The sequence below is a fragment of the Mesorhizobium sp. M8A.F.Ca.ET.057.01.1.1 genome, from assembly GCF_003952565.1.
Lineage (GTDB): Bacteria > Pseudomonadota > Alphaproteobacteria > Rhizobiales > Rhizobiaceae > Mesorhizobium.
In genome coordinates this window covers 1818869-1843857 of sequence record NZ_CP034454.1, presented here as the reverse complement: position 1 = coordinate 1843857, position 24989 = coordinate 1818869, and the positions used below count along the sequence as shown (strand labels likewise).

Sequence of the window (24989 nt, the reverse complement as noted above, 5' to 3'; positions counted from 1 at the left end):
TGCGTGCCGCCACGCGCTAGGCTTCTGCCGGTGCCGCAGAGTGGTTGTCGATGAGCCTGAGCTTCGATCCCGATAAAATCTCCCTCCCCGTCGGCCATTTCATCGGCGGGGAATTGATCCCGATCGAGGGCGGGATCGAGATGCGCCGCCCGTCGGACGGCAAGTCGTACGCCGACTGCCCCGTGGCCGGCGTTGACTTGGTCGAGCGTGCGGTGGACAGCGCCAAGGCGGCGCTGAAGGCCAGCAACTGGGGCGGCGTCAGGCCACGCGAGCGCACCAGGGCGCTCCAGGCCTGGGCCGACCTGATCGAGGCGGAAGCGGCGACGCTGGCCCGCATCGAGGCGCTGAGCTCGACTCGGCCGGTCGGCCAGTTGGTCGCCGGCGACATCGCCGTCACCGCCGAACAGATCCGCTTCTTCGCCGAATTCGCCGACAAGGAAGGCAGCGAGCTCGCGCCGACCGACGACGCCAGCCTCGGCATGATCATGAGCGAACCTTATGGCGTCGTCGGCGCGATCACTCCCTGGAATTTTCCCGTCTCGATGGCCGGCTGGAAGCTTGGCCCGGCGCTGGCCGCCGGCAACGCGGTCGTGCTGAAGCCGTCGGAGATGACGCCCTTCTCGGCCATCTATCTGGCACAGCTCGCCGCGAGAGCCGGTCTGCCGGAAGGACTGATTAACGTGGTGCTCGGCGATGGGCTGACCACCGGCACGGCGCTGACCGGCCATCCCGAGATCGCCAAGGTCTCCTTCACCGGCTCGACCCGCGCCGGCTCGGCCATCATGGAGAATGTCGCCCGCACCGGCGTCAAGCCGATGACGCTGGAACTCGGCGGCAAGAGCCCCCAGCTTGTCTTTGCCGATGCCGATCTCGACAAAGCGGCATCCGCGATCGCCGGCAGCGTCACCTTCAATGCCGGCCAAGCCTGCGTCGCCGGCACGCGCTTGATCGTCGAGAAGAGCGTCGCCGACCGGCTGACGGCCGCCATCCTGGAGAAGATGAAGGCGGCCCGGCCCGGCCCGACATGGGACGCCACGACGAAGTATTCACCCATCATCTCCGAGCGGCAGCGGGCGCGTATCGACAGCATCGTGCGCGGCGCGGTCGCGGCCGGCGGCGAATGCCTGACCGGCGGCAATAGCATGGACCATCTCGGCTACTTCTACGAGCCGACGCTGATCGCGAATGTCGACCAGGCCAATCCGGCGATCGTTGAGGAAATCTTCGGCCCGGTCCTGACCGTCCAGACCTTCGAGAGCGAGGAAGAGGCGCTGGCGCTGTCCAGCCATCCGACCTACGGGCTCGCTTCCGGCCTGTTCACGTCAGACCTCTCCCGCACCATCCGCTTGGCGCGCAAGCTCGAAGCCGGCACCGTCTGGGTCAACCGCTACAGCCGCTCGCGCGACCACATCCTGCCGACCGGGGGCTACAAGCGCTCCGGCATCGGCAAGGACCTCGGTCGCGAAGCCTACCTCGCCAATCGCAGGACCAAGAGCGTCCTGATCAGCCTTTAGCTAGAAAGATGCCGATGAAGTCCTATTCGATCGCCCTGATCCCCGGTGACGGCATCGGCCTTGATGTGACCGCCGCCGCATGGTCCGTGTTGCAGACGGCGGCCGAACACGCCGGCTTTGCCTTGGCCGGAACCGAATTTCCCTGGTCCTGCAAATTCTACAGGGATACCGGCCGCATGATGCCGGAAGACGCTATCGAAACCTTGCGCGGCTTCGACGCCATTCTTTTGGGCGCCGTCGGCTGGCCAGCGGAAGTGCCGGATTCGGTTTCGCTGCACGGCCTGCTGCTGCCAATCCGCAAGGCATTCGTGCAGTACGCCAACATTCGGCCGCACCGGCTGCTGCCGGGTGTGACAGGACCGCTGCGGGCCGAGAGCTTCGACATTTTGTGCATTCGCGAGAACACCGAAGGCGAATATTCGGGGGCCGGCGGGCGCGTGCATCAAGGTACGCTGGACGAGGTGGCTGTCGAGACCTCGATCTTCACCCGCGCCGGCGTCGAGCGCATCCTGCGCTTCGGCTTCGAACAGGCGCGGGCGCGGCGCGGCAAGCTTGCCTCCGTCACCAAGTCGAACGCGCAGAAATATTCGATGGTGTTCTGGGACGAGGTCACGCGCAAGCTGGCGGCGGAGTATCCCGATGTCACTGTCACCAGCTACCACGTCGATGCGCTCGCCGCGCGCATGATCATGGCGCCTGAGACCCTCGACGTGGTCGTCGCCTCCAACCTGTTCGGCGACATACTGACCGACATCGGCGCGGCGATACAGGGCGGGCTCGGCTACGCCGCCTCCGCCAACATCAATCCCGACCGTTCGGCACCGTCGATGTTCGAGCCGGTGCATGGCTCGGCGCCCGACATAGCGCATCTCGACATCGCCAACCCGATCGCCACCATATGGTCCGGGGCGATGATGCTGGAACATCTCGGCGAGACAGCTGCCGCCGGCCGCATCATGAAAGCCGTAGAAGCGACAACCGCGCGCGGCATTGGCACCGCTCCCGGCAAGGACCGAACGGAGGCCATCACGGCCGCCGTCATCGCCGCGCTCACCTGATTGCAAGGTTGTTCTCGATGAAAAACCTGAAAGACAAAAGTCTGTTCCGTGAAGCCGGTCTGATCGGCGGCAGGTGGGCTGCTCCCGGTTCCGGCAAAACAGTCGATGTCCTCGACCCTGCGACCCAGTCGGCGATCGGCGCAGTGCCCGACATGGCTGGCGCGGAGACCCGTGCGGCCATAGAGGCCGCAGCTTCCGCCTATCGGGATTGGAGGAAAAAGACCAACGCCGAGCGCGCTGCCCTCCTGGAAGCGTGGCATGCCCTGATGCTCACGCATCTGGACGATCTGGCGCTGATCCTGACGACCGAACAGGGCAAGCCGCTGGACGAGGCCAAGGGCGAGATCCGCTACGGCGCCTCCTTCGTCAAATGGTTCGCGGAGGAAGCGCGCCGCATCAACGGCCACACCATCCCCTCGCCCACCCCGGACCGCCGCATTGTCGTGCTGAAGGAGCCCGTGGGTGTTTGCGGCATCATTACGCCGTGGAACTTTCCCAATGCGATGATCACCCGCAAGGTCGCGCCAGCGCTGGCCGCGGGCTGCACGGTGGTCATCAAGCCGTCCGAGTTCACGCCCTATTCGGCGCTGGCGCTCGGCGTGCTTGCCGAACGCGCCGGCATCCCCACCGGCGTCATCAACATCGTCACCGGCATGCCGACCGAAATCGGCAACGAGATCATGGCTAACGAGACGGTGCGCAAGATCTCCTTCACCGGCTCGACGCGGGTCGGCTCGCTGCTGATGCGCGGCGCCGCCGACAGCGTGAAGCGGCTCAGCCTCGAACTCGGCGGCAACGCACCCTTCATCGTCTTCGACGACGCCGACCTCGATCTCGCCATCGAAGGCGCGCTCATCTCGAAATTCCGCAATGGCGGCCAGACTTGTGTCTGCGCCAACCGTATCCTCGTCCAGGCCGGCGTCTACGACACCTTCGCCGCGAAGCTTACCGCCCGCGTCAACGCCATGACGGTGGGACCCGGCACGCAGCCCGGCGTCGCCATCGGCCCGATGATCAACATGGCGGCGGTCGAGAAGATCAACCGCCACGTCGAGGACGCGCTCGCCAAGGGTGCCGAGATCATCACCGAGAGACCGGCCCTGCCTGAGGGTCCGCAATATGTCGCACCGCTGGTGCTGACCGGCGCCACGCATGACATGCAGCTTGCCAGCGAGGAAACCTTCGGCCCTGTCGCGCCGCTTTTCCGTTTCGAAACCGAAGAGGAAGCGATCGCGCTGGCCAATGGCACGCCCTACGGGCTCGCCTCCTACTTCTACACCGAGAACCTGAAGCGCGCCTGGCGGATCGGCGAGGCATTGGAGTTCGGCATGGTGGGCTTGAACACCGGTTCGGTCTCGATCGAGGTAGCACCCTTCGGCGGCGTCAAGCAGTCAGGCCTCGGGCGCGAGGGCGCGCAAGCCGGTATCGAGGAATATCTCGAGATGAAGAGCTTTCATATGGGGATAGGGCAGTAGGGCAGTAGGGCAGTAGGGAATAGACTGCCTCCTTACTGCCTTACTGCCCTACTGCCTTACTGCCCTACTGAATCCGGTCCAGCGCCTTGTAGTAGAGACCGACCATCGGCAGGAACCAGGGCTTGCCGGAATAGCCGGGAATGGCAGGCCACTCGAGCCCCTTCAGCGGATTGCGGTCCTCCCGGCCGAGCATGGCATCGGCCATGATCATGCCGAGATGCGTGGAAAGCTGCGCGCCATGGCCGGAATAGCCCATCGCGTACCAGACCCCGTCATGGTAGCCGGCGCGCGGGAAGCGGTCCTTTGTCATGTCGACCAGCCCGCCCCAGCAATAGTCGATCTCGACCCTGGCAAGCTGAGGAAAGATCGCCGCGAGGCTTGCCTGCAATATCTGGCCGCTCCTGGCGTCGGAGCGCTGGTCCGATGTCGCGGAGAAGCGTGCGCGGCCGCCGAAGATCAGGCGATTGTCGGGCGAGAGCCGGAAGTAGTTGCCGATGTTCATCGAGTTCACGCATGTCCGGTTGCCCGGCATGGTGGCAGCGATCTCGGTGTCGCTCAGCGGTCGCGTGGCGATGATGAAGCTGCCGACCGAAATGATCCTGCGGCGGAAATAGCCGAAATTGGGCGTGGTGTAAGCACCAGTCGCCACCAGCACATTGTCGGCGCCGATGCGGCCGCGCGAGGTGGTCAGTTCATGCCGGACGCCAGCCTGCTTGCGGTCCGTGACCCTGGTGTTCTCGTGAATGACCGCGCCATGGCGGGCGGCTGCCGTCGCCAAGCCGGTAACATAGCGGCCCATATGCATCATGGCGCTCTTCTTCGACAGCATCGCACCATGGAAGGGCGAACCGATCTCGGATTTGAGATCGGCCGCCGACAGCAGCGCCGTATCCGCATCAACCTCGGCATGGATGGCTTCGAAGTTGCGGGCGATGGATTCAAAATGCTGCGGCTTGGAGGCGAGCTTGAGCTTGCCGGCGCGGCGGAAATTGCAGTCTATACCCTCCTCGGCGACCAGCGCCTCGATGGTGTCGACGGAATCATCCAGCGCCCTGTAGAGCGCGATTGCGCGTTCCTTGCCGAGTTCCGCCTTGGCTGAGAGATAGCTGTGGGCGAGGCCGTTGTTCAGGTGGCCGCCATTGCGGCCGGACGCCCCCCAGCCGACCCGCTCCGCCTCCAGCACGACGACCCTGGCGCCGGCCTTGGCCAGCCGGTACGCGGCGGCAAGACCGGTAAAGCCGCCGCCGACGATGGCGGCATCGTAGTGCCCCTCGACCGGGCCTGGCGCTCCGCCGGAGAATATAGGGGCCGTATCGTGCCAGTAGGAGACCAGTTTCATCGGCAACCCGCCTGTCCTAGACTGTTTGGCTTGACGCAATTCCCAAGGCAAGCGCTACGCGCTTGTTGTTCTAGAGACCGACCACGCCCGGAAGGCCTGATATGTCTGAGATCTCGACATAGCCATAGTACGGGTTGGCCGGCTCGTGGCCGCGATTGACCCAGACCTTGTTCTCGATGCCGAGATCGTGCGCCGACATCAGGTCGTAGCGGAACGAGGACGAGCAGTGGAGGATGTCCTCCGGGCCGCAACCCAGCATGTCGAGCATGTATTCGAATCCCCTGAAGCGGGGCTTGTAGGACTGCGCCTGCTCGGCCGTATAGACGGCATGGAACGGCGCGCCGAGCTTCTCGACATTGGACATGATCTGCGCGTTCATGGCGTTTGACAGAATGACCAGCGGAATTTCCTTGGCGACTTTGGCCAGGCCGGCAGGAACGTCCGCATGCGGACCCCAGGTCGGGACACGCTCATATACCATTTTGGCATCGTCGGGGCTGAAGGCGACGCCGTTGCGCTTGCAGGCCCGCTCGAGCGAATTGTGGACGACGTCGGCATAAGGCTTCCAGTCGCCCAGGATCTCGTCGAGCCGATAGGCCGCGAAGTTCTTGATGAATTCCTGCATGCGCGGTTCGTCGAGCCGGCTGCCGTAGAGATCGCGCGCCGCTTCCGCCATCTGGAAATTGGTCAACGTGCCGTAGCAGTCGAAGGTGATGTATTTGGGCCTGAAGGAAGCCATAGCAGTCGATCTCCGTGGAAGCACACAAGCGATGGGATGCACTTCATCATAGGCGGGCAGGCGACGAGCCAACTGACCGAAATGGCCCTTCCGAAAGCAGAAAGTTCCGTATCCAGCGTCCCGTTTGGCACGCTGTAGCATGCTGACGGCCAATCGGAACGCCTTCCTCGACCCGAAACGCGTCCGCAGCAGGCGGCGCCAGCACAAGATGCGGCGCACGCCTCGCGCTACGGCGAAAGATACCGCCGAAGCCGATGCCTTCAGACGATCTGCGGCGCGATGATGGTCGAGACTTACAGGCAGACGGAAGGACGCCTCATGCAGCAGGACGAGATCGAAATCCGGGACTTCGGGCCGGACCATATCGAGGGCGCCGTGGCGCTTTCTCGTCAGGAGAACTGGCCGCATCGCGCGCAGGACTGGCAGATGGCGCTGCAGCTCTCGAGCGGCGTGGTTGCGCTCGGCGACCACGGCCAGGTCACCGGAACCATCCTGGTGACGCCCTATGGCGATGATTGCGCCATGATCAACATGGTGATCGTCGACAGGAACGTGCGGGGCAAGGGGCTCGGGCGCCGGCTGATGGAACAGGCCTTCGCGCTTGCCGAGGACCGTCCGCTGCGGCTTGTGGCGACGCGGGACGGCATGCCCCTCTACGAGAAACTGGGCTTCGTGCCTTCCGGCACCGTCGTGCAGCATCAGGGTAACGTGGCGGCGCTTAGCGCTCCCGGCGGCGTCGAGGCCGCAGGCGCCAACGACCTGGCGGACATCAAGACCATGGACCGCGACGCCTATGGCGCCGACCGCGAGGCCCTGATCGATGCGCTGGCCGAGCGAGGGCAATTCGCGGTCATCCGCCGCAATGGCGACATCGAGGCCTATGCAGCGATCCGTCCGTTCGGGCGCGGCGAAGTGATCGGCCCGGTCATCGCCGGAAATGTCGAGGATGCCAGGGCCTTGATCAGCTTCTTCGCCGCGTCGCGCCCCGGCGCCTTCCTGCGTGTCGACACCGACAGCAGGACCGGCATCGCCGATTGGCTCACGGAAATCGGCCTCGCCCATGTCGGCGGCGGCGTGACCATGGACCGTCCGTCCAGGCAGGGCGCGGCACAGCCTCGGCCAAAAATTTACGCCCTCGCCAACCAGGCGCTCGGTTAGTTCGGAGACAACAATGCTCGCCAATTCCCTGATCGAACTCGATCGCGCCCATCTCATCCATCCGGTCTCGTCCTATCGCGGCCATGAGGCGCTCGGCGTGCGCGTGCTGAAATCGGCAAAGGGCGCGACCGTGACCGACGCGTCCGGCAAGCAGCTCGTCGACGGGTTCGCCGGGCTGTGGTGCGTCAACGCCGGCTATGGCCACGACAGCATCGTCGAGGCAGCCACCCGGCAGATGCGCGAGCTTCCCTATGCCACCGCCTATTTCGACCTCGGCTCGGAGCCGGCCATCCGGCTTGCTTCGGAGCTGGCCGAGCGCGCGCCTGGCGATCTGAACCACGTCTATTTCACGCTCGGCGGATCGGACGCGGTCGACAGCACGATCCGTTTCGTCCGCTACTACTGGAACGCCAAGGGCGAGCCGCAGCGCGACCAGTTCATTTCGATCGAGCAGGGCTATCACGGATCATCGGTGGTCGGCGCGGGCCTGACTGCGCTCCCCGCCTTTCACGCCGGTTTCGGCATTCCCTTCGAATGGCAGCACAAGATTCCCTCGCCCTATCCCTACCGCAACCCGGTTGGCGAAGACGGCAACACGATCATCGCCGCGTCGCTCGCCGCGCTGAAGGCCAAGATCGACGCGATCGGGCCGGAGCGGGTCGCCGCCTTCTATGCCGAGCCCATCCAGGGCTCGGGCGGCGTCATCGTGCCGCCGACAGGCTGGATCAAGGCGATACGGGAACTCTGCCGGTCATACGGCATCCTGTTCATCGCCGACGAGGTGATCACCGGATTCGGCCGCACAGGCCCCCTTTTCGCCTGCACGGAAGAGGACATCGTTCCCGATTTCATGACGACGGCGAAAGGTCTGACCTCGGGCTACGTTCCGATGGGCGCCGTGTTCATGGCCGATCATGTCTATGATGTCATCGCCGATGGCGCGGGCAACTCGGCGGTCGGCCATGGCTACACCTATTCCGCCCATCCCGTCAGCGCCGCCGTCGCGCTCGAAGTGTTGAAGCTCTATGAGAACGGCCTCCTGGAGAACGGCATCAAGGCCGGCGCCCGCCTGATGGCGGGATTGGCGGAACTGAGCGACCACCCGCTGGTCGGCGACGTGCGCGGTCGCGGTATGCTTGCTGCGGTCGAACTGGTGACCGACAAGCAGAAGAAGACACCGCTTCCCGCCTCGGCGATGCCGGCGCGGCGGGTCTTCGACAGGGCCTGGGACAACGGCCTGATCATCCGTGCCTTTGCGCATGGGGTTCTCGGCTACGCACCGCCGCTCTGCTGCACGGACAGCGATATCGATGCGATCATCGAGCGCACGCGCCGAACGCTCGACCAGACGCTGGCCGATCCAGATGTCCGCCAGGCGATGGCATGAAAGGCGGCGATTTCTTCGCATCTCGAAATATCGCCGGGGCGGACGATTTCGCAATTTTGTGCCGCGGCCCCGCGCCTTTTCGGCGAATCCAGCGCGGGGGAAGTGCCAGACTACAGTTAAGACAAGGCCAGAAAGCCCGTAGTTCCGGGCACTCGAAAAAGGCCGACGCCCCGGACAGCACGGAATTTTGTTCTGTTCAGCACATGCATTTCGGCCGCGCGCAAAGGAGAGCCAGTTTTGGCCAGGGGCTTTAGCGAATTCAAATACATGACCTTCGACGTGGTCGGCACGCTGATCGACTTCGAAGGCGGCATAACGGGCTGCCTGGCTGGCATTGCCGCCGAAGCCGGGGTCTCGATCGACGGCGAAGAGGCGCTGGCACTCTACCGGCAGGCCCGCTACATGCCGGACGCAGGCTTGTTTCCTGACGATCTCGTGCGTGTCTACAGGGTCATCGCGCCGCGGCTCGGCCTGCCAGCAGACGAGAAACATGGCATCCGCCTGCGGGATTCGGCCAGCCTCTGGAAAGGCTTCCCCGACAGCGCGGCGGCGATGGCCGACCTTGCCAAGTCGCACAGGCTGATTGCCATGACCAATGCCCGGCGCTGGGCGCTCGACCATTTCGAAAAGCAGCTCGGCTTGCCCTTTTTCGCCACCTTCACGGCGGACGATACAGGCACAGAGAAACCGGACCCGGCTTTCTTCGAGAAGGTCTTCGACTTCGTGGCTGCCCGTGGCGACAGCAAGGACGACATCCTGCATGTCGCGCAAAGTCAGTACCACGACATCGGCATATCCCGGGCGCTTGGCATGACCAATTGCTGGATCGAGCGCCGGCACGCCCGGAAGGGCTATGGCGGCACGATCGAGCCCGAACGCTTTACCAAGCCGGACCACCACTTCACCTCGATGGCCGCCCTGGCGGCAGCCGTGCGGGAAAGTCTGAAGGAACGAACCTGAGCCAGGCCGGAAAGCGCGCGGCAAGACGAGCATCCGGACCGAGAAACCAACAGAAAGGGGAATGACATGACCGACAAGATCACCAACTGGACCAGCGCAGACGATGCCATGGTCGAAAACGCCATCCGGCGGGGCGCGAGCCGCCGCGAACTCCTCAAGATGCTGCTGGCCGGCGGCGCCGCGGTTGCCGCGGGCAGCATGGTGCTCGGCCGGGCCACGAACGCAGTCGCGGCCACGCCGGTTTCCGGCGGAACGTTCAAGGCGGCCGGCTGGTCGTCCTCGACCGCCGACACGCTCGATCCGGCGAAGGCGTCACTCTCCACCGACTATGTCCGCTGCTGCTCGCTCTACAACCGCCTGACCTTCCTCGACAAGGAGGGCGTCACGCAGATGGAGCTGGCCGAGAGCTTCGACAGCAAGGACGCCAAGACCTGGACGGTGAAGCTGCGCAAGGGCGTCACCTTCCACGACGGCAAGGACCTAACCGCCGATGACGTCGTCTTCTCGCTGAAGCGTCATCTCGATCCGGCGGTCGGTTCCAAGGTCGCCAAGATCGCCGCGCAAATGACCGGCTTCAAGGCGGTCGACAAATCGACCGTGGAAATCACGCTCGCCGACCCGAATGCCGACCTTCCGACCATCCTGGCGCTGCATCACTTCATGATCGTCCAGAACGGCACCACCGACTTCTCCAAGGGCAATGGCACCGGCGCCTTCGTGCTGCAGACGTTCGAGCCGGGCGTGCGCTCGGTGGTTACCAAGAACAAGAACTACTGGAAGCCGGGCAAGCCCTATCTCGACTCCTTCGAGTTCATCGCTATCAGCGACGACAGCGCCCGCGTCAACGCCTTGCTTTCCGGCGACATCAATTTTGCCGCCTCGATCAATCCGCGTGCGATGAAGCTCATCGGCGGCCAGCAGGGCTTCGAGCTGTCGAAGACCACCTCGGGCAACTACACCGACCTCAACATCCGGCTCGACATGGATCCGGGCAGCAAGGCCGACTTCGTTGCCGGCATGAAGTACCTCGTCAACCGCGAGCAGATCGTCAAATCGGCATTGCGCGGCCTCGGCGAAATCGGCAACGACCAGCCCGTCTCGCCGGCGAATATCTTCCATAATCCCGAGGTCAAGCCGAAGGCTTTCGACCCGGACAAGGCGAAGTTCCACTTCCAGAAGTCAGGCCTGCTCGGCCAGTCCATCCCGGTGATCGCTTCCGACGCCGCGACCTCGTCGATCGACATGGCTGTCATCATCCAGGCCGCCGGCGCGGATATCGGCATGAAGCTCGACGTCCAGCGCGTCCCGGCCGACGGCTACTGGGACAATTACTGGCTCAAGGCGCCGATCCATTTCGGCAACATCAATCCGCGCCCGACGCCGGACATCCTGTTCTCGCTGCTCTACGCCTCCAACGCGCCCTGGAACGAGAGCCAGTACAAATCCGAGAAGTTCGACAAGCTGCTCGTCGAGGCGCGCGGCCTGCTCGACCAGACCAAGCGCAAGGAGATCTACGGCCAGATGCAGTCCATGGTCTCCGAGGAGGCCGGCACCATCATCCCCGCCTATATTTCCAACGTGGATGCGCTCTCCAGCAAGGTGAAAGGTTTGGAGGCGAACCCGCTCGGTGGCATGATGGGCTATGCAATGGCGGAATACCTCTGGCTCGAGGCCTGAGAGGCGCCTGCCGGAGGCCGATCGGCCGGCCTCCGGTACTGCCATGCGCGAGATCAACCGGCCGCACGCGGCAGCAGGGAGCGCTTCCATGAAATCCGGGGTCCTCAACCTCGTGCTGAAGCGGCTGGCGACCACCATCGTCACCCTGCTGATCGTGCTGTTCGCGGTGTTCTTCGCCACCAGCATGCTGCCCGGCGACACCGCGTCGATCCTGCTTGGCCAGGCGGCGACACCGGAGGCGGTCGCTGGCCTGCGCGAGGCCATGCATCTCAACGATCCGGCGATTCTGCGCTTCCTGCGCTGGCTTTTCGGCCTGCTGCATGGCGACCTCGGCACCTCCTATGCCAACGAGATGCCGGTCGCCAAGCTGATCGGCGGGCGCTTCGTCAACACGATGGAACTCGCCGGCATCACCACGCTGCTCTCGGTGCCGCTGGCGCTGACGCTTGGCATCACCGCCGCGATGCTGCGCGGTTCCATCTACGACCGCACCGTCACCATTCTTTCGATCGGCATCATTTCCGTGCCGGAGTTCATGGTCGCGACGCTGGCGGTGCTGGTGTTCGCCGTCTATCTCAGATGGCTGCCGGCGCTGTCCTCGGTCAACGAGGCGCATTCGTTGACCGATCTCGTGCGCATCTATGCGATGCCGGTCATCACGCTCACTTTCGTCATCTCCGCCCAGATGATCCGCATGACCCGCGCCGCGGTGATCGAAACGCTTTCCACGCCCTATGTCGAGATGGCGCTCCTCAAGGGCGCGTCGCGCAGCCGCATGGTGCTGAAGCACGCTTTGCCCAATGCGCTCGGCCCGATTGTCAACGCGGTGGCGCTGTCGCTGTCCTATCTGGTCGGCGGCGTCATCATCGTCGAGACGATCTTCAACTATCCCGGTATCGCCAAGCTGATGGTCGATGCGGTCGCGACCCGCGACCTGCCGCTGATCCAGAGCTGCGCGATGATCTTCTGCCTCGGCTATCTCCTGCTCATCACCGCCGCCGACATCATCGCCATCATGTCCAATCCGAGGCTCAGATGACCATGGCGCGCGCGGCAGCCTCCCGACGATCCTTCCTGGGCCACAGCTACAATCTTGTAGGCGTGATCGCCGCGCTGGTCATCCTGGCGTGGACGCTGATCGCCATCTTCGCGCCCTATATCATTCCCCACTCGATCGGCGACATCGTCGACGACGATTATTTCGGCCCGATGCGCCAAGGGTTGTGGCTGGGCTCGGACTATCTGGGCCGCGATATGCTCTCGCGCGTGCTGATGGGCGCGCGCTATACCGTCGGCATATCGCTCGCCGCCGTCACCATCGCCTGTTTTTCAGGCGTCGTGCTCGGCATGATCGCGGCGGTGACCGGTGGCTGGCTCGACACCTGCCTCAGCCGCTTCCTCGACGCCATGAACTCCATCCCCAGCAAGCTGTTTGGCCTCGTGGTCGTCGCCGCGGTCGGCTCGTCGATCCCGGTGCTGATCCTGACGCTCGCCGTCATCTACATTCCCGGCGCCTACCGTTTTGCACGGGCGCTTGCGGTCAACATCAACACGATGGACTTCATGACGGTCGCCCGCGTCCGCGGCGAAAGCACCATCTACCTCATCGGCTCCGAAATCCTGCCGAACATCATCCGCCCGGTGCTGGCCGACTTCGGCCTGCGCTTCGTCTTCATCGTGCTCCTGCTGTCCGGCCTGTCCTTCCTCGGGCTCGGCCTGCAGCCGCCGCTCGCCGACTGGGGCGCGCTGGTGCGCGAAAACATCGGTGGCCTGCCCTTCGCGGCCCCTGCCGTCCTCGTGCCCTCGCTGGCGATCGCCAGCCTCACCATCAGCGTCAACCTGCTGATCGACAATTTGCCGAAGAAGATCAGGGACCGGGACGCATGACCAATCTCGTCGAGGTCAGGAACCTGAAGATCGAGGCGACCACCGATGCCGGGCGCGTCGTCGAAATCATCAAGGGCGTCAGCCTCGACATCGCCGACGGCGAGATCATTGCGCTGATCGGAGAGAGTGGCTCCGGCAAGACGACGGTGGCCCTTTCGCTCATGGGCCATGCGCGGCCCGGCTGCCGGATCACCAGCGGCGCGATCAACGTCAACGGCAAGGACATGGCGGCACTTTCCGAGAAGGAACGGGCGAAGCTGCGCGGCACCGACATCGCCTATGTTCCGCAAAGCGCGGCCGCCTCCTTCAACCCCGCATCCACCATCATGGAGCAGGTGATCGAGGTGACGCGGATCCACAGGCTAATGCCGCCCGAACAGGCGCGCAAGCGGGCGGTCGAGCTGTTCCGGGCCTTGTCGCTGCCGGATCCGGACGGGATCGGCGCGCGTTATCCGCACCAGGTTTCAGGCGGGCAGTTGCAGCGGCTGTCGGCGGCCATGGCGCTGATCGGCGATCCCAAGCTGGTCATTTTCGACGAGCCGACGACGGCGCTCGATGTGACGACGCAGATCGACGTGCTGAAGGCCTTCAAGTCGGTCATGCGGGCTGGCGGTATCGCCGGCGTCTACGTGTCCCACGACCTCGCGGTCGTCGCCCAGATCGCCGACCGCATCGTGGTGCTGAAGGGTGGCGAAGTGCAGGAGACGGGGACGACCGCTCAGATTCTTTCGGCTGCCCAGCACCCCTATACGCGCGAACTGCTGGCCGCTTTCGAGCCGAAACGGCGGCAAGCCCAGGCGGAGGCCTCGACCAACCAGCTGCTGCGCATCGACAATGTGACCGCCGGCTATGGCGCGGCGCGGGAGGACGGACTGCCACTCATCCGCGCTGTCAATTCCGTCAGCCTGGTGGTGGAGAAGGGACGCAATCTCGGCGTCATCGGCGAATCCGGCTGCGGAAAGTCGACACTGGCGCGGGTCATCGCCGGCATCCATCCGGCGGCGGCCGGCGACATCGTCTTCGACGGCAAGGAACTGCAGCGCGCGGCTGGCAATCGCAGTCAGGACCAACTGCGCGAAATGCAGATCGTGTTTCAGTATGCCGACACCGCGCTCAATCCGGCCAAGCCGGTGGAAGACATCATCGCCCGGCCGCTGGCCTTCTATCACCGGCTCGACAAGCAGGCGCGCTCGAAGCGCGTCGACGAACTACTCGACATGGTGCGCCTGCCCAAGGCGCTGCGCTACCGCCATCCATCCGAACTGTCAGGCGGTCAGAAGCAGCGCGTCAACTTCGCGCGCGCCCTGGCAGCCAACCCCAAGCTCATCATATGCGACGAAATCACTTCGGCGCTCGACACGGTGGTGGCGTCCGCCGTGATCGAACTGCTCAAGGAGCTGCAGCGCGAGCTGGGTCTCTCCTACATCTTCATCAGCCACGACCTCTCGGTGGTCGAGGCCATCTGCGACGAGATCATGGTCATGTACAATGGCGAGCGGGTGGAGCAGATCACCCCCGACAAGGTGAAGGCAGCCACCCACCCCTATTCCAAGCTTCTGTTCTCCTCAGTACCGAAGCTCGATCCGACCTGGCTCGACGGCCTGGTGCGCGACCCGGAGCTCGTCAGCCAGTACGGCCATCGCTGACGAGGCCGTGGACCTCGCGCGTAGGCTCTACCGCGGAAACAGGCTGGGCAGCGGCATGTGCGCCTTCACGATCGGCGACTTCAGCACGACGAAGCTGAAATACTTGTCGATGCCGATATCCATGTCGGTCAGCCGCTCCATGATCGTCTGATACTCGCCGATGCCAGAGGTGACGAATTTCATCAGGTAGTCGTAGCCGCCCGACACCAGATGGCATTCGATGACCTGCTCGATCTTTTCGACGACGGCGAGAAAGCGGGCGAAGTCGACCTGGCGGTGGTTCTTCAAGGTGATTTCGGTGAACACGGTCAGCGTCTGGCCGAGCTTGCCGATGTTGATCTGCGCCGAATAGCCCTCGATGTAGCCCTCGGACTGCAGTCGCTTGACCCGCATCAGGCATGGGCTCGGCGACAGATGGACCAGTTCGGCCAGTTCCACATTGGTGATGCGGCCGTTCTTCTGCAGCTCGTGAAGAATCTTGATATCGATCCGATCCAGTTTCACGATTTGCCTCCGGAGTACAGCAGCACAAAATGCTGCCTTGCTGGTGACCGTTGAGACTACCACAGCCCGCTGGCCTGTCCATCCGAGCGGATACGGCTTTAAAACGCAGGGACTCGCGATTTCAATGCGGCTGCCGGAATAAAATTCTGCTTCGACCGCAACTGCGGCAGCGACTGCCAGCGCGACGCGATAGAGTGGCGCTTCAAGACAGAGAGAACCATGCGCGCGCCGCTGCAGCAAATCGAAACGTCCGGCGAACTGCCGCAATCCGCCGATGTAGTGGTGATCGGCGCCGGCATCGTCGGGGTCTTTGCGGCGTATTACCTGGCCCGGCGCGGGTTGAAGGTCGCGCTGGTCGAAAAGGGACGCGTCGGCGCCGAGCAATCGAGCAGGAACTGGGGATGGTGCCGCCAGCAGAACCGCGACGCCCGCGAGCTGCCGATGGCGACACGAAGCCTCGACCTGTGGGACAGTTTTGCGGCGGAGACCGGCGAAGATACCGGCTTTCGCCGCTGCGGCCTGCTCTATCTCAGCAATGACGACGCCGAACTTGCCGGCTGGGCGCGCTGGCGCGACTTCGCCACGACAGCCGGTGTCACCACGCACATGCTCGACAGCGCCGAGGCCGGCGAGCGGGGCCGCGCCACGGGACGGAGCTGGAAGGGTGGCGTCTTCTCGCCGACCGACGGCACCGCCGACCCGTCGCGCGCCGCGCCGGCGGTCGCCCGCGCCATCGTCAAGCTTGGCGGCACGGTGCATCAGAATTGCGCCGCGCGCGGCATCGAGACCGAGGGCGGACGCCTGAGCGGCGTGGTCACGGAGAGGGGAACAATCCGGACCAAGGCAGCTATCATGGCCGGCGGCGCGTGGGCCTCTTCCTTTTGCCACCAGTTCGGTTTCCGCTTTCCACAGGCGTCGGTGCGTTCTTCCATCCTGTCCGTATCGCCCGGCGCGGAGGGACTGCCGGATGCTTTGCACACGAAAAGCATATCGACTACCCGTCGCAGCGATGGCGGCTATACGCTCGCCATCAGCGGACGCGGACGCGTCGACATGACACGGCAATTGCTGCGGTTCTCGTCGCAGTTCGTGCCCATGTTCCTGAAGCGCTGGCGAAGCCTTGGGCCCGGCGGCTTGCAAGGCATGCGTTCGGGGCACGAAACGCTGCGGCGCTGGCGGCTCGACCGGCCGACGCCGATGGAGCGGATGCGCATCCTCGATCCGGCTCCGGACCAGTCGACCATTCGCCTGACCCATGCCCGCGCGCTCGAGCTGCTGCCGGCGCTGCGCCAGACCAGGATAGAAGCCGTGTGGGCCGGCTATATCGACAGCACGCCGGACGGTGTGCCCGCCATCGGCGCGATCCACAGCGTTCCGGGTTTCTTCCTCGCCGCCGGCTTCTCGGGACATGGCTTCGGCATCGGGCCTGGCGCCGGGCATCTGGTCGCAGATCTGGTGACCGGGTCGGAACCGATCGTCGATGCGACATCCTACGACCCGCGCCGCTTCGATGGTTCGGTCTGGGGCAAGGTCGCCGATTTCTGAGATGTCATCCATGCCGACATCCGGGCGCGGCTTTGGCAATCGCATCAGTCCTCCCGAAGAAAGGCACTGATAGGCGCCGGCCGGACAGGAGCCTGCCCGCGAAACCGGCCGACGGCCTCGGGCGCACAGCCGGCTTGCGCCGCGACGAGTTCGACGGCGGCCAACTGGCAATAGCGCCCCTGGCATCGCCCCATGCCGACGCGTGAAAGCGACTTCACCCGGTTGGCTTCACCGCCGCCTAAATCCGCGCCCTCGCGCACGGCTGCGGCCGTGACGTTCTCGCAGCGGCAGACGATCGCATCGCCGGGAAGTGCCCGGACCATCGCCGCCGGCCAGGGAAAGGCGCGCGCCAGTCCACCGGCAAAGCGCTCGAGCCGCGCGAGCTTGCGCAGATCGGCGCCGGCGGACGGCGCCTGATAGCCGAGATCAGCAAGACATGCAGCGGCGGCGAGGCGTCCAGCGATCTCCGCGCCATCCGCGCCGAGAATACGGACCCCATCGCCGGCAAGGTAGACACCGTTGCCGGCCCGGCCCATTACGTCGGCCTTCGGCAGCCATTGCTGCCATTGCTCGTCGTAGGTGAAAGTGCATCCCGCCAGATCGGCGAGATGTGTCTCAGCCCGCAGGTGCCAGCCCATACCGACCATGTCGCAAGGAGTCTGCTGCTGCCGGCCGCCGGCGTCGCGCCAATGCAAGGCTGTGACACCTTGCTCGTCGGCCTCGATGCGCTCCAGCGTCACGCCGGCATGATAGCGGCGGCCGAGATGCGCCCGCAGAGCCAGGCCACGCAGCGCGACCAGCGGCCTAGCCGCAAGGCCTGAGAATCCACGCATCTGCTGCCGCCAGGATGAGGTATCCAGCACCGTCGCCACATCCGCTCCAGCCTTGAGTAGCTGCGCGCCGACCAGCGTCAGCAGAGGCCCCGATCCAGCGAGCACGATGCGCAGTCCAAGCGCCACGCCCTGGGCCTTCAGGGCGATCTGTGCCGCCCCCAGGCTGTAGACCCCGGCGGTCTGCCAGCCGGGGACCGGAGCGACACGGTCGAACGCGCCGGTGGCAAGGATCAGGCTGTCACAGGAGATCACCGTCACCCCGGCCTCTCCCAGAATGTGCAACTGCCCGTCGTGGATGGCGATGACCGAACTGCCCGCGCAATGGGTGAGCCGTCCCTCTTCGACCAGCCGGTCGAAGAGTGAATGGAGCGCACGCGCCTTTGCCGCTTCCGACCCGTAAAGCTGCTCCGGCGTACGGACGCATCCGTCCGGCGGACGGCGATAGATCTGCCCGCCCGAGCGATGCCCTTCGTCGATCACCACCGGATGAAGCCCGGCTTCGACCAGCGTCGCGGCAGCCCTTATCCCTGCGGGACCGGCGCCGACAATCACGATCCATCGCGGTGAAGTCCCGCTCACGGCCAGCTCTCCGGCGCCGTCGTGCACAGCCGCATGCCTTTGGTGACCGGCGTCGAACATGCCCTCAAGCGCGGACCTTCCTCCTGCCATATCCAGCAATCCTGGCAGGCGCCCATCAGGCAGAAACCGGCGCGCGGCTCTGATCCGAACTCGGAGCGCCGCAAGGCATGTCCCGACACCAGCATGGCGGTCAGCACAGTGTCGCCAGCAAGAGCGGAACGCATCTGCCCGTCGAGACAGAACTGCACCTCCGCCCGGTCGCGCTCGGCCAGCCGGACGATGCGGCCGGCAGTGTTCATTCCGCTGCCTCTTGCAGGGAGCGAGGGCGCGGCAATTCGGGGAAGCGTTCGCAGACCGCATCGAACGCCGCCTGAACGCCCTCCGGCCCGGAGCGCCCTTTCATGCGGCGGAAGATCTCCGTCTTGGCGAAGAAGCGCCAATGGATCGGCAACGCATCCAGCACCGCATGGAGCCTGTCATAGGCAGCAGGCGTCCACTGTGCTTCGTAACCGTCGCGCTCCGGACCGAAATGGAAATGGCCGGCCGATGCCTCCTTGCCTGCGCGCGAATGCTCCGTCGCCTGCACGTCGACCTCGCCGTCGCGGAGGACGACGCCATAGTCACGCTCGGCCGCTGCTGGCGACAGATAGCCGCGCCGCACGTCCTGCGCGACCCGCCAGGGCTCGCGCTGAAGCGGGTTGCCGCGCCCACCGCCGCCGGCGGAGCGGATCTCGAGCATGTCGCCGGGCTGCAGGACCGCCGTATCGATGTTGCCCAGCCGCCGCTCGTGCTCGGTCCCCGGGTTGACGACCATGTCAGACAGGCCGGCCGCCTTGCCGCCAAGCACGCCCCAGGGGCGAAAGAAGCTGCGGTCGCGATTGCGCGCCGTGATCCTGGAGTCGGGCGCAAAGACGCGAAACGCCATCTCGGTCGCCAGCCCACCGCGCCAGCGGCCGGCGCCGCCGCTATCCCTGGCGAGGCCATATTTGACGAATTCGACCGGAGTCTCGGTCTCGGTGATCTCGATCGGCGTGTTCTTGAGGTAGGCGGCGTCGGCGCCCGATCCGTTGGTGCCATCGCGGTGCGGCATCGCGCCGCCGCCGCCGACGACCGGGTTCACCGCCGCAATCACACTCCGGCTGGTGCGCTCGTCCGTGGTCATGACGTTGACAATGCAATTGTTGCCGGCCGGCGCCGCCGGCAGGCGCTCCGGCACTGCCTGCGAGAAGGCGCCGAAGATGACCGAGCGCAGCCGGGCGCAGGTAAGCGAGCGCATGCCGACGGCGGCGGGGTGGATTGGGTTCAGCACCGAACCTTCAGGCGTGATGCAGGTGAACGGCCGGGTGAGACCGGTGTTGAGCAGGATTTTCGGGTTGAGCGTATAGAGCACGTAGTAGACGCCGACGAGCAGCATGGTGTGGCGCGGATCACCGCCCGAGGGCACGTTGAGTGAAGAGCCGAGTTGCGGATCGGAACCGGTGAAGTCAAGCACCGCCTCGTCACCCCTGATCGTCAGCGTCAGCTTCAGCCGGCAGGGATTGGCCTCGACCGAATCCTCGTCGGCATAGTCGGCGAACTCCCAGGTGCCGTCGGGGATTGCGCGCAGCACATCGCGCGCCTGCGCCTCGGCATGGTCGAGAAGCGCTGCAACGCCTTCGATGAAACCGGCCTTGCCGAACTTCCTGACCATCGCCTGGATCTTGCGCTCGCCGGTATTGAGCGCGCCGACCAGCGCCTTGATGTCGCCAATGTTGAGATCCGGTTTGCGCACATTGGTGCTCATGATGCGCAGGATCATCTCGTCGAAGACGCCCTCCCGCACCAGTTTCATGGGCGGAAAGCGGATGCCCTCCTGATGGATTTCGGTCAGCGCGCGGCTGAGCGAAGCCGGCACCGCGCCGCCCATGTCGGTGTTGTGGATATGGCCGCCGGTCCAGGCGACGATTTCGCCATCGACGAAGACCGGCTTCCACAGATGCGTGTCCGGCGCATGCGTGGCGACGTACCCGGAATAGGGATCGTTGGTGAACGCAACATCCCCTGGCCGGTAGTCGTCGACCATCGCGATCGCGCGGCTGTAGGAAAGCCCGGGATACCAGGTGGCGCCGAGTTCCATCGGGACAGCGAAGGTTGCCCCGGAACGGTCCATCAGCATCACCGTGAAATCCTGCGTCTCCTTGACGAAGGCCGAGTGCGCGGTGCGGTGTAGCGTATGGGCCATGTTCTCGGCGGCGGCGCGAGCATGGTTGGCCAGGACCTGAAGGTTTGTGCGGTCAAACATGGGGTCACTCCGCGAAGGTCAGTAGAAGGTTGAGGTGGCGGTCGACGCGCGCCTGCGCGCCGCCTGGAATGGCGAAAGTGGTGTCTTCCTGCACCACCACCGCAGGCCCGTTGAAGGTGCTGCCGGGTACAAGGGTCTGCCGGTCATGGAGATCGACGGTTTCGACGCCCAGGCCCGTATAGACCGGAAGCCGGCGCGCCGGGCTGGCCGCAACGTCGATCTCTTCGGCCTCGGGAAAGGAGAGCGCCGGCCCCGCGCCTATCGCCGAGAGCCTGATGTTCACAAGCTCGATCGCACCCTCGGGATCATGGAAATCATAGAGCTGCTCATGGGTGCGGTGGAATGCCTGTTCGATTGCGTCGGCGTCGCCGTCCGCCAGCAGCACGACCTCGATCTCATAGCTCTGCCCGAGATAGCGCATGTCGCAGGAGAGATTGAGTTCGGCGGCTGCATCATGCCCCTGCGCCGCGAGCCAGTCGCGGCCCTCCTGCGCCAGCGCCGCGAAGGCGTCGCGGATCACGGGAAGCGACGCCGCCGACAGTGGGCTGAAGATGGTGCGAATGAAGTCGCCGCGCAGATCCGCCACCAGTCCGCCGAGCGCCGACACAACGCCAGGGCGGCGCGGCGCCATGACGCGCTTCATGCCGAGTTCGCGGGCAAGAAAGGCGCCGAGCATCGGGCCGCCGCCGCCGAACGGCATCAGCGTGAAATCGCGCAAGTCGACGCCGGCGCGCGAGGCGAGCTTCTCGACCTCGACGAACATTTCCGACACGGCGATGTCGAGGATCGCCTGCGCGGTCTGCTCGACCGAGCGGCCAAGCCGCGCCGCGAGCTCGCCGACCGCGCGCTGCGCCAGCCCGGTGTCGATGCGGAGCTGGCCATAGGCCATCTCGCTGTGGCCGAGCCATCCGCACACCACCATGGCGTCGGTCACCGTCGCCCTGTTGCCGCCACGGCCATAGCAGGCCGGTCCCGGTGTCGAGCCGGCCGATTCAGGTCCGACGCGCAGAACGCCTTGCGCATCGACGCTGGCGATCGACCCCCCGCCGACGCCGATCGAGCTGACCGACACCGATGGGATATGGAGAGGAAATTCGCCGATCAGCTCGCCGGTGCCGAATTGCGGCTCGCCGTCGATGATGAGCGCGAAGTCGGCCGAGGTGCCGCCGATGTCGAGCGTAAGGATCCTATCCTGGCCGGCCTGACGCGCCAGCCAGGAGGCGCCGATGACGCCGGAGGCCGTTCCCGAAAGCAGCATGTTGACGCAGGCATGCTTGCCTTCGGCGGCGTTCATCAGCCCGCCATTCGACTGGGTCAGCATCGGGCGCGCCGGCACGCCCCGCCCCTTCAGCCGCTCTTCCAGCGCCGTCAGATAGCCCGAGACGCGCGGATGGACATAGCCGTTGAGAATGGCGGTTGAGCTGCGCTCATATTCGCGGATGACCGGCCAGACCTCGGCCGAAGTGAAGACGAAGAGGTCGGGCGCCAGACGCGTGATCGCCGCCTTGACGGAGGCTTCCTGCGCGGCGTTGCGCCAGGCATGGAGGAAGGACACGATGATGCCTTGCGCCCCATTCGCTTTCGCCGCAACAACCGCGCTTTCCACCACCGCCATATCGGGCGCCTTGGACTCGGTGCCATCGGCGCGCATGCGAGCCGGAATGCCGAACACCATGTCGCGCGAGATCAGCGGGTCCGGCCGCGAGCAGAACAGCGAATACATGTCCGGCATGCGAAGCCGGGCGAGTTCGATGACATCCTCGAAGCCGGCATTGGTGAACAGCGCCAGCGGCGCGCCCTTGCGCTGGATGATGGTGTTGATGCCGACGGTGGTGCCGTGCACGAAGCGCGTCATATGGGTGGGATCGAAGCCTTCGCGCTCGGCCAGCAAAGTGAGGCCGGTCATCAGCTCGGCGCCCGGATCCTCCGGCGTCGTCAGCACCTTCAGCGAGGCGACGCGGCCAGAGTTTGCCTCGAGCGCGCAGAAATCGATGAATGTCCCGCCGATATCGACGCCGACCTTCCAGTCGGCCCCGTTTCGCGCTGCATCCGTCGCCATGACACCATCCATGATGCGTCCCTTCCTGTCTCCCCACCAAAGCTGGCATGAGAGGCTGGGGCGGGTCCAAGACGGATGAAGGGCGAAGATATAAGTCTTGCTTATGCCTTGGTGCGATGGTTGCCGAGGACGGTGGCACAGGCCGCGCGGATTTCGTCGCGCATCATCTCGTCGGCGCGTGAAAGGGCCCGTGTCCGCGAGGTCAGAAGCGCGATCGGAAATTCCGGCCCCCCCGCCAGCGGCCTGACCGCAAGCCCGGCGAACTGGCGCCAGGGAAGCAACGCGTCGACCAGACCGATGCCCAGCCCGGCCTGGACGAAGCCGACGGCGGAGATGGAGACGTCGATCTCGAGCGACGGCGAAAGCGTAATGCCTTGCGCACGCGCTGCGTGGGCCAGTTCGTCGGCGGGTCGGGTGTTGCCGCGATAGGATATCAACTCCTCCCCGGCAAGGTCGGCCAGCGTCAGTTCGGCTTTGTCTCGCAGCGCATGCCCTTCGGGCAGCAGGCAGGCGAAGCCGATGCTGCCGATCACCTCCGCTTCGATATCGGGCGGCAACCGGTCGTCCAAGGCGACGCCGAGGCTGGCATCGCCCGCGCGCAGCATGTCGACGATCGCCGCGATCGGCGCGCTGTGGGCTCGCAGCATCATGTTGGGGTGCTGGACCCGGAATTTGGTGAACGCACGCGGCAATATCGCCATGGCCGGCGGCGGCGAGGCGGCGACCCGCACCAGTCCTGCCCGGCCGAGACGCAGGTCGGTGGTCTTGCGGCGCAAGCCTTCAAGCCCCGCCGACAGTCTCTCGGCATCGGGAAAGATTTCGAGCGCCTCCGGGGTCGGCCGCAAGCGACCCTTCACCCGCTCGAACAGGGTAAAGCCGAGTTCGTCCTCGGCGTGGAGCAATATCTGGCTGAGCGCCGGTTGGGAAATGTTGAGCATCCGCGCCGCGGCGGTGACGGTGCCTGCGCGCGTGACAGCGATGAACACTTCGAGCTGCCGGGCCCGCATGGCTACTCCATAGGTAAAGCTTATGGCTTCTGTCCAAACACATCTTTGACGCAACAGCACGGCGCGGACAAGATCGGCGTGTTCTAGGTTCATCCGCACTGCACAAGGAATGACTATGGATGTGATCGTGCTGGGCGGCGGATTGATGGGAACGGCTTCGGCCTATTTCCTCGCCCGGCGCGGCGTGCGTGTGACGTTAGTCGAGAGCAACCGGATCGGCAGCGGGGCAACCATCGCTTCTTTCGGCAACATCAGGCGCACGGCGCGTCACCTGTCGCAGCTCCCGCTGGCTCACCGCTCGCTCCGACTTTGGCGCGAGGCCGAGACAATGCTAGGCCGCGACGTCGAATTCCGCGCCACAGGCCATATCCGCTTGATCTTCGACGAGGCCAGTCTTGTCGACATGCGCGCCTATGCCGAGGCGGCACAGCCCTGGGGGCTCACGTTGGAAGAGCTCGGCCCGCGCGAGATTTGCGCTCGCTTTCCCGGTCTCGGCCCTGCTGCCATCGCGGCGTCATTCTCGCCGCAGGATGGCAGCGGAAATCCCAGGCTGATCGCGCCGGCTTTAGCCGAAGCTGCTCGCCGGCTGGGCGCGGAAATCGTAGACGAAGCGGCGGTCCAGACGATCGGGCATACCGCGTCCAGCTTCGTAGTCACCAGCTCAAAAGGCACATTTGCCGCCGAGTGCCTGCTCAACACTGCCGGCGCCTGGGGTGCGCGCATCGCCGCGCGGTTCGGCGAGGACGTCCCGCTCGACGCGCGCGGCCCGCAAATGGGTGTGACCGAACCGCTGCCGCATCGAATCCTGCCGGTGGTCGGCATCTGGACGCGCGACAAGGACCATGGCGCCTATCTGCGTCAGGTCGAGCGCGGCAACATCGTGTTCGGCGGTGCGTCCGAAAGAGTAGAGGTGGACCTCGATCCCGGCCATGCAACAGCGGACCCGACAAGCCTGCCCACGCAATTGCGCGCCGTCGCGAGACTGCTGCCGGCCATCGCGCAGGCCACGGTCATCCGCACCTGGTCCGGCTGCGAGGGTTATGTGCGCGACATGCTGCCAGTCATCGGACGTTCGGCGACGACGCGGGGCCTGTTCCACGCCTTCGGCTTCAGCGGACACGGCTTCCAGCTCGGACTGGGCGTCGGCGACGCCATGGCCGAGCTCATCGCGACCGGCCGATGCGAAACGCCGCTGGATGATTTCAGGGTGGATCGCTTCAGCCGAGAAGCTTAACGAAACAAATCGATCGCGATTGGCCTCCTCGATGCCACAGGCAATGACCGCTTTTTGGAAACGCCCGAACTCACTGCAGCGACCGAGATGACGCGAAGCCATCGTTC

The 24989-nt window shown here is 65.2% G+C and carries 20 protein-coding genes; 12 read left to right on the top strand and 8 right to left on the bottom strand.

Annotated elements, in window-relative coordinates:
* The first annotated feature begins 50 nt into the window (after nt 1-50).
* The 3 genes from EJ077_RS08370 to EJ077_RS08360 are packed head-to-tail and all read left to right on the top strand — an operon-like array spanning nt 51 to nt 4047.
* Complete coding sequence (locus EJ077_RS08370; RefSeq protein ID WP_208701119.1) at nt 51-1514, top strand: aldehyde dehydrogenase family protein; 1464 nt, start codon at nt 51-53, stop codon at nt 1512-1514.
* A gap of 14 nt (nt 1515-1528) precedes the next feature.
* The gene (locus EJ077_RS08365; RefSeq protein ID WP_208701117.1) at nt 1529-2572 is read left to right on the top strand and encodes a tartrate dehydrogenase; all 1044 of its coding nucleotides are present in this window, start codon (nt 1529-1531) and stop codon (nt 2570-2572) included.
* A 17-nt stretch (nt 2573-2589) separates the two neighbouring features.
* Nucleotides 2590-4047, top strand: coding sequence for an NAD-dependent succinate-semialdehyde dehydrogenase (locus EJ077_RS08360; RefSeq protein ID WP_208701115.1), 1458 nt, complete (start codon nt 2590-2592; stop codon nt 4045-4047).
* 64 nt (nt 4048-4111) lie between these two features.
* On the opposite strand, the gene EJ077_RS08355 is transcribed toward EJ077_RS08360, so the two are convergent.
* A complete protein-coding gene (locus tag EJ077_RS08355; RefSeq protein ID WP_208701113.1) occupies nt 4112-5386 on the bottom strand; it encodes an NAD(P)/FAD-dependent oxidoreductase in 1275 nt (424 codons plus the stop codon).
* Between the two features lie 70 nt (nt 5387-5456).
* Nucleotides 5457-6125 carry a haloacid dehalogenase type II gene (locus EJ077_RS08350; RefSeq protein WP_208701111.1) on the bottom strand — a complete coding sequence of 223 codons (669 nt, stop codon included), beginning with the start codon at nt 6123-6125 and terminating at the stop codon, nt 5457-5459.
* 318 nt (nt 6126-6443) lie between these two features.
* Between EJ077_RS08350 and EJ077_RS08345 the strand changes: the two genes are divergently transcribed.
* The 7 genes from EJ077_RS08345 to EJ077_RS08315 all read left to right on the top strand — a co-directional run bounded on the left by EJ077_RS08345 (nt 6444) and on the right by EJ077_RS08315 (nt 14840).
* A complete protein-coding gene (locus tag EJ077_RS08345; RefSeq protein ID WP_208701109.1) occupies nt 6444-7283 on the top strand; it encodes a GNAT family N-acetyltransferase in 840 nt (279 codons plus the stop codon).
* Nucleotides 7284-7296: 13 nt separating this feature from the next.
* Nucleotides 7297-8670 (top strand): aspartate aminotransferase family protein, encoded by a 1374-nt coding sequence (locus tag EJ077_RS08340; protein ID WP_208701106.1) that lies wholly within the window; start codon nt 7297-7299, stop codon nt 8668-8670.
* 237 nt (nt 8671-8907) lie between these two features.
* Complete coding sequence (locus tag EJ077_RS08335) at nt 8908-9630, top strand: HAD-IA family hydrolase (protein WP_208701104.1); 723 nt, start codon at nt 8908-8910, stop codon at nt 9628-9630.
* A 66-nt stretch (nt 9631-9696) separates the two neighbouring features.
* The gene (locus EJ077_RS08330; RefSeq protein ID WP_208701102.1) at nt 9697-11307 is read left to right on the top strand and encodes an ABC transporter substrate-binding protein; all 1611 of its coding nucleotides are present in this window, start codon (nt 9697-9699) and stop codon (nt 11305-11307) included.
* A gap of 88 nt (nt 11308-11395) precedes the next feature.
* A complete protein-coding gene (locus tag EJ077_RS08325; RefSeq protein WP_208701100.1) occupies nt 11396-12346 on the top strand; it encodes an ABC transporter permease in 951 nt (316 codons plus the stop codon).
* Entirely contained in the window at nt 12343-13194 is an 852-nt protein-coding gene (locus EJ077_RS08320) for an ABC transporter permease (protein ID WP_208701098.1), read from the top strand. Before EJ077_RS08325 ends, EJ077_RS08320 begins: the two co-directional genes overlap by 4 nt.
* Complete coding sequence (locus EJ077_RS08315) at nt 13191-14840, top strand: ABC transporter ATP-binding protein (protein WP_208701096.1); 1650 nt, start codon at nt 13191-13193, stop codon at nt 14838-14840. Before EJ077_RS08320 ends, EJ077_RS08315 begins: the two co-directional genes overlap by 4 nt.
* Nucleotides 14841-14867: 27 nt before the next feature.
* Here EJ077_RS08315 and EJ077_RS08310 read toward each other — a convergent pair whose 3' ends face one another.
* Nucleotides 14868-15344 (bottom strand): Lrp/AsnC family transcriptional regulator, encoded by a 477-nt coding sequence (locus EJ077_RS08310; RefSeq protein WP_208701094.1) that lies wholly within the window; start codon nt 15342-15344, stop codon nt 14868-14870.
* A gap of 219 nt (nt 15345-15563) precedes the next feature.
* Here EJ077_RS08310 and EJ077_RS08305 point away from each other — a divergent pair, with 219 nt between their 5' ends.
* A complete protein-coding gene (locus EJ077_RS08305) occupies nt 15564-16889 on the top strand; it encodes an NAD(P)/FAD-dependent oxidoreductase (protein ID WP_208701091.1) in 1326 nt (441 codons plus the stop codon).
* Nucleotides 16890-16933: 44 nt separating this feature from the next.
* Here the strand turns inward: EJ077_RS08305 and EJ077_RS08300 are convergent, their stop codons facing one another.
* The 5 genes from EJ077_RS08300 to EJ077_RS08280 form a co-directional block, all read right to left on the bottom strand.
* Nucleotides 16934-18301 (bottom strand): NAD(P)/FAD-dependent oxidoreductase, encoded by a 1368-nt coding sequence (locus EJ077_RS08300; protein ID WP_245458683.1) that lies wholly within the window; start codon nt 18299-18301, stop codon nt 16934-16936.
* A complete protein-coding gene (locus EJ077_RS08295) occupies nt 18298-18600 on the bottom strand; it encodes a (2Fe-2S)-binding protein (protein ID WP_208701087.1) in 303 nt (100 codons plus the stop codon). Before EJ077_RS08295 ends, EJ077_RS08300 begins: the two co-directional genes overlap by 4 nt.
* Nucleotides 18597-20582, bottom strand: coding sequence for a hydantoinase B/oxoprolinase family protein (locus tag EJ077_RS08290; protein WP_208701085.1), 1986 nt, complete (start codon nt 20580-20582; stop codon nt 18597-18599). Before EJ077_RS08290 ends, EJ077_RS08295 begins: the two co-directional genes overlap by 4 nt.
* Nucleotides 20583-20586: 4 nt before the next feature.
* Nucleotides 20587-22653 carry a hydantoinase/oxoprolinase family protein gene (locus EJ077_RS08285; RefSeq protein WP_208701083.1) on the bottom strand — a complete coding sequence of 689 codons (2067 nt, stop codon included), beginning with the start codon at nt 22651-22653 and terminating at the stop codon, nt 20587-20589.
* A gap of 89 nt (nt 22654-22742) precedes the next feature.
* The gene (locus tag EJ077_RS08280) at nt 22743-23648 is read right to left on the bottom strand and encodes a LysR family transcriptional regulator (RefSeq protein WP_208701081.1); all 906 of its coding nucleotides are present in this window, start codon (nt 23646-23648) and stop codon (nt 22743-22745) included.
* A 115-nt stretch (nt 23649-23763) separates the two neighbouring features.
* Between EJ077_RS08280 and EJ077_RS08275 the strand changes: the two genes are divergently transcribed.
* Nucleotides 23764-24882, top strand: a complete 1119-nt coding sequence (locus tag EJ077_RS08275) for an NAD(P)/FAD-dependent oxidoreductase (RefSeq protein WP_208702937.1) — start codon at nt 23764-23766, stop codon at nt 24880-24882.
* Nucleotides 24883-24989: the final 107 nt, after the last annotated feature.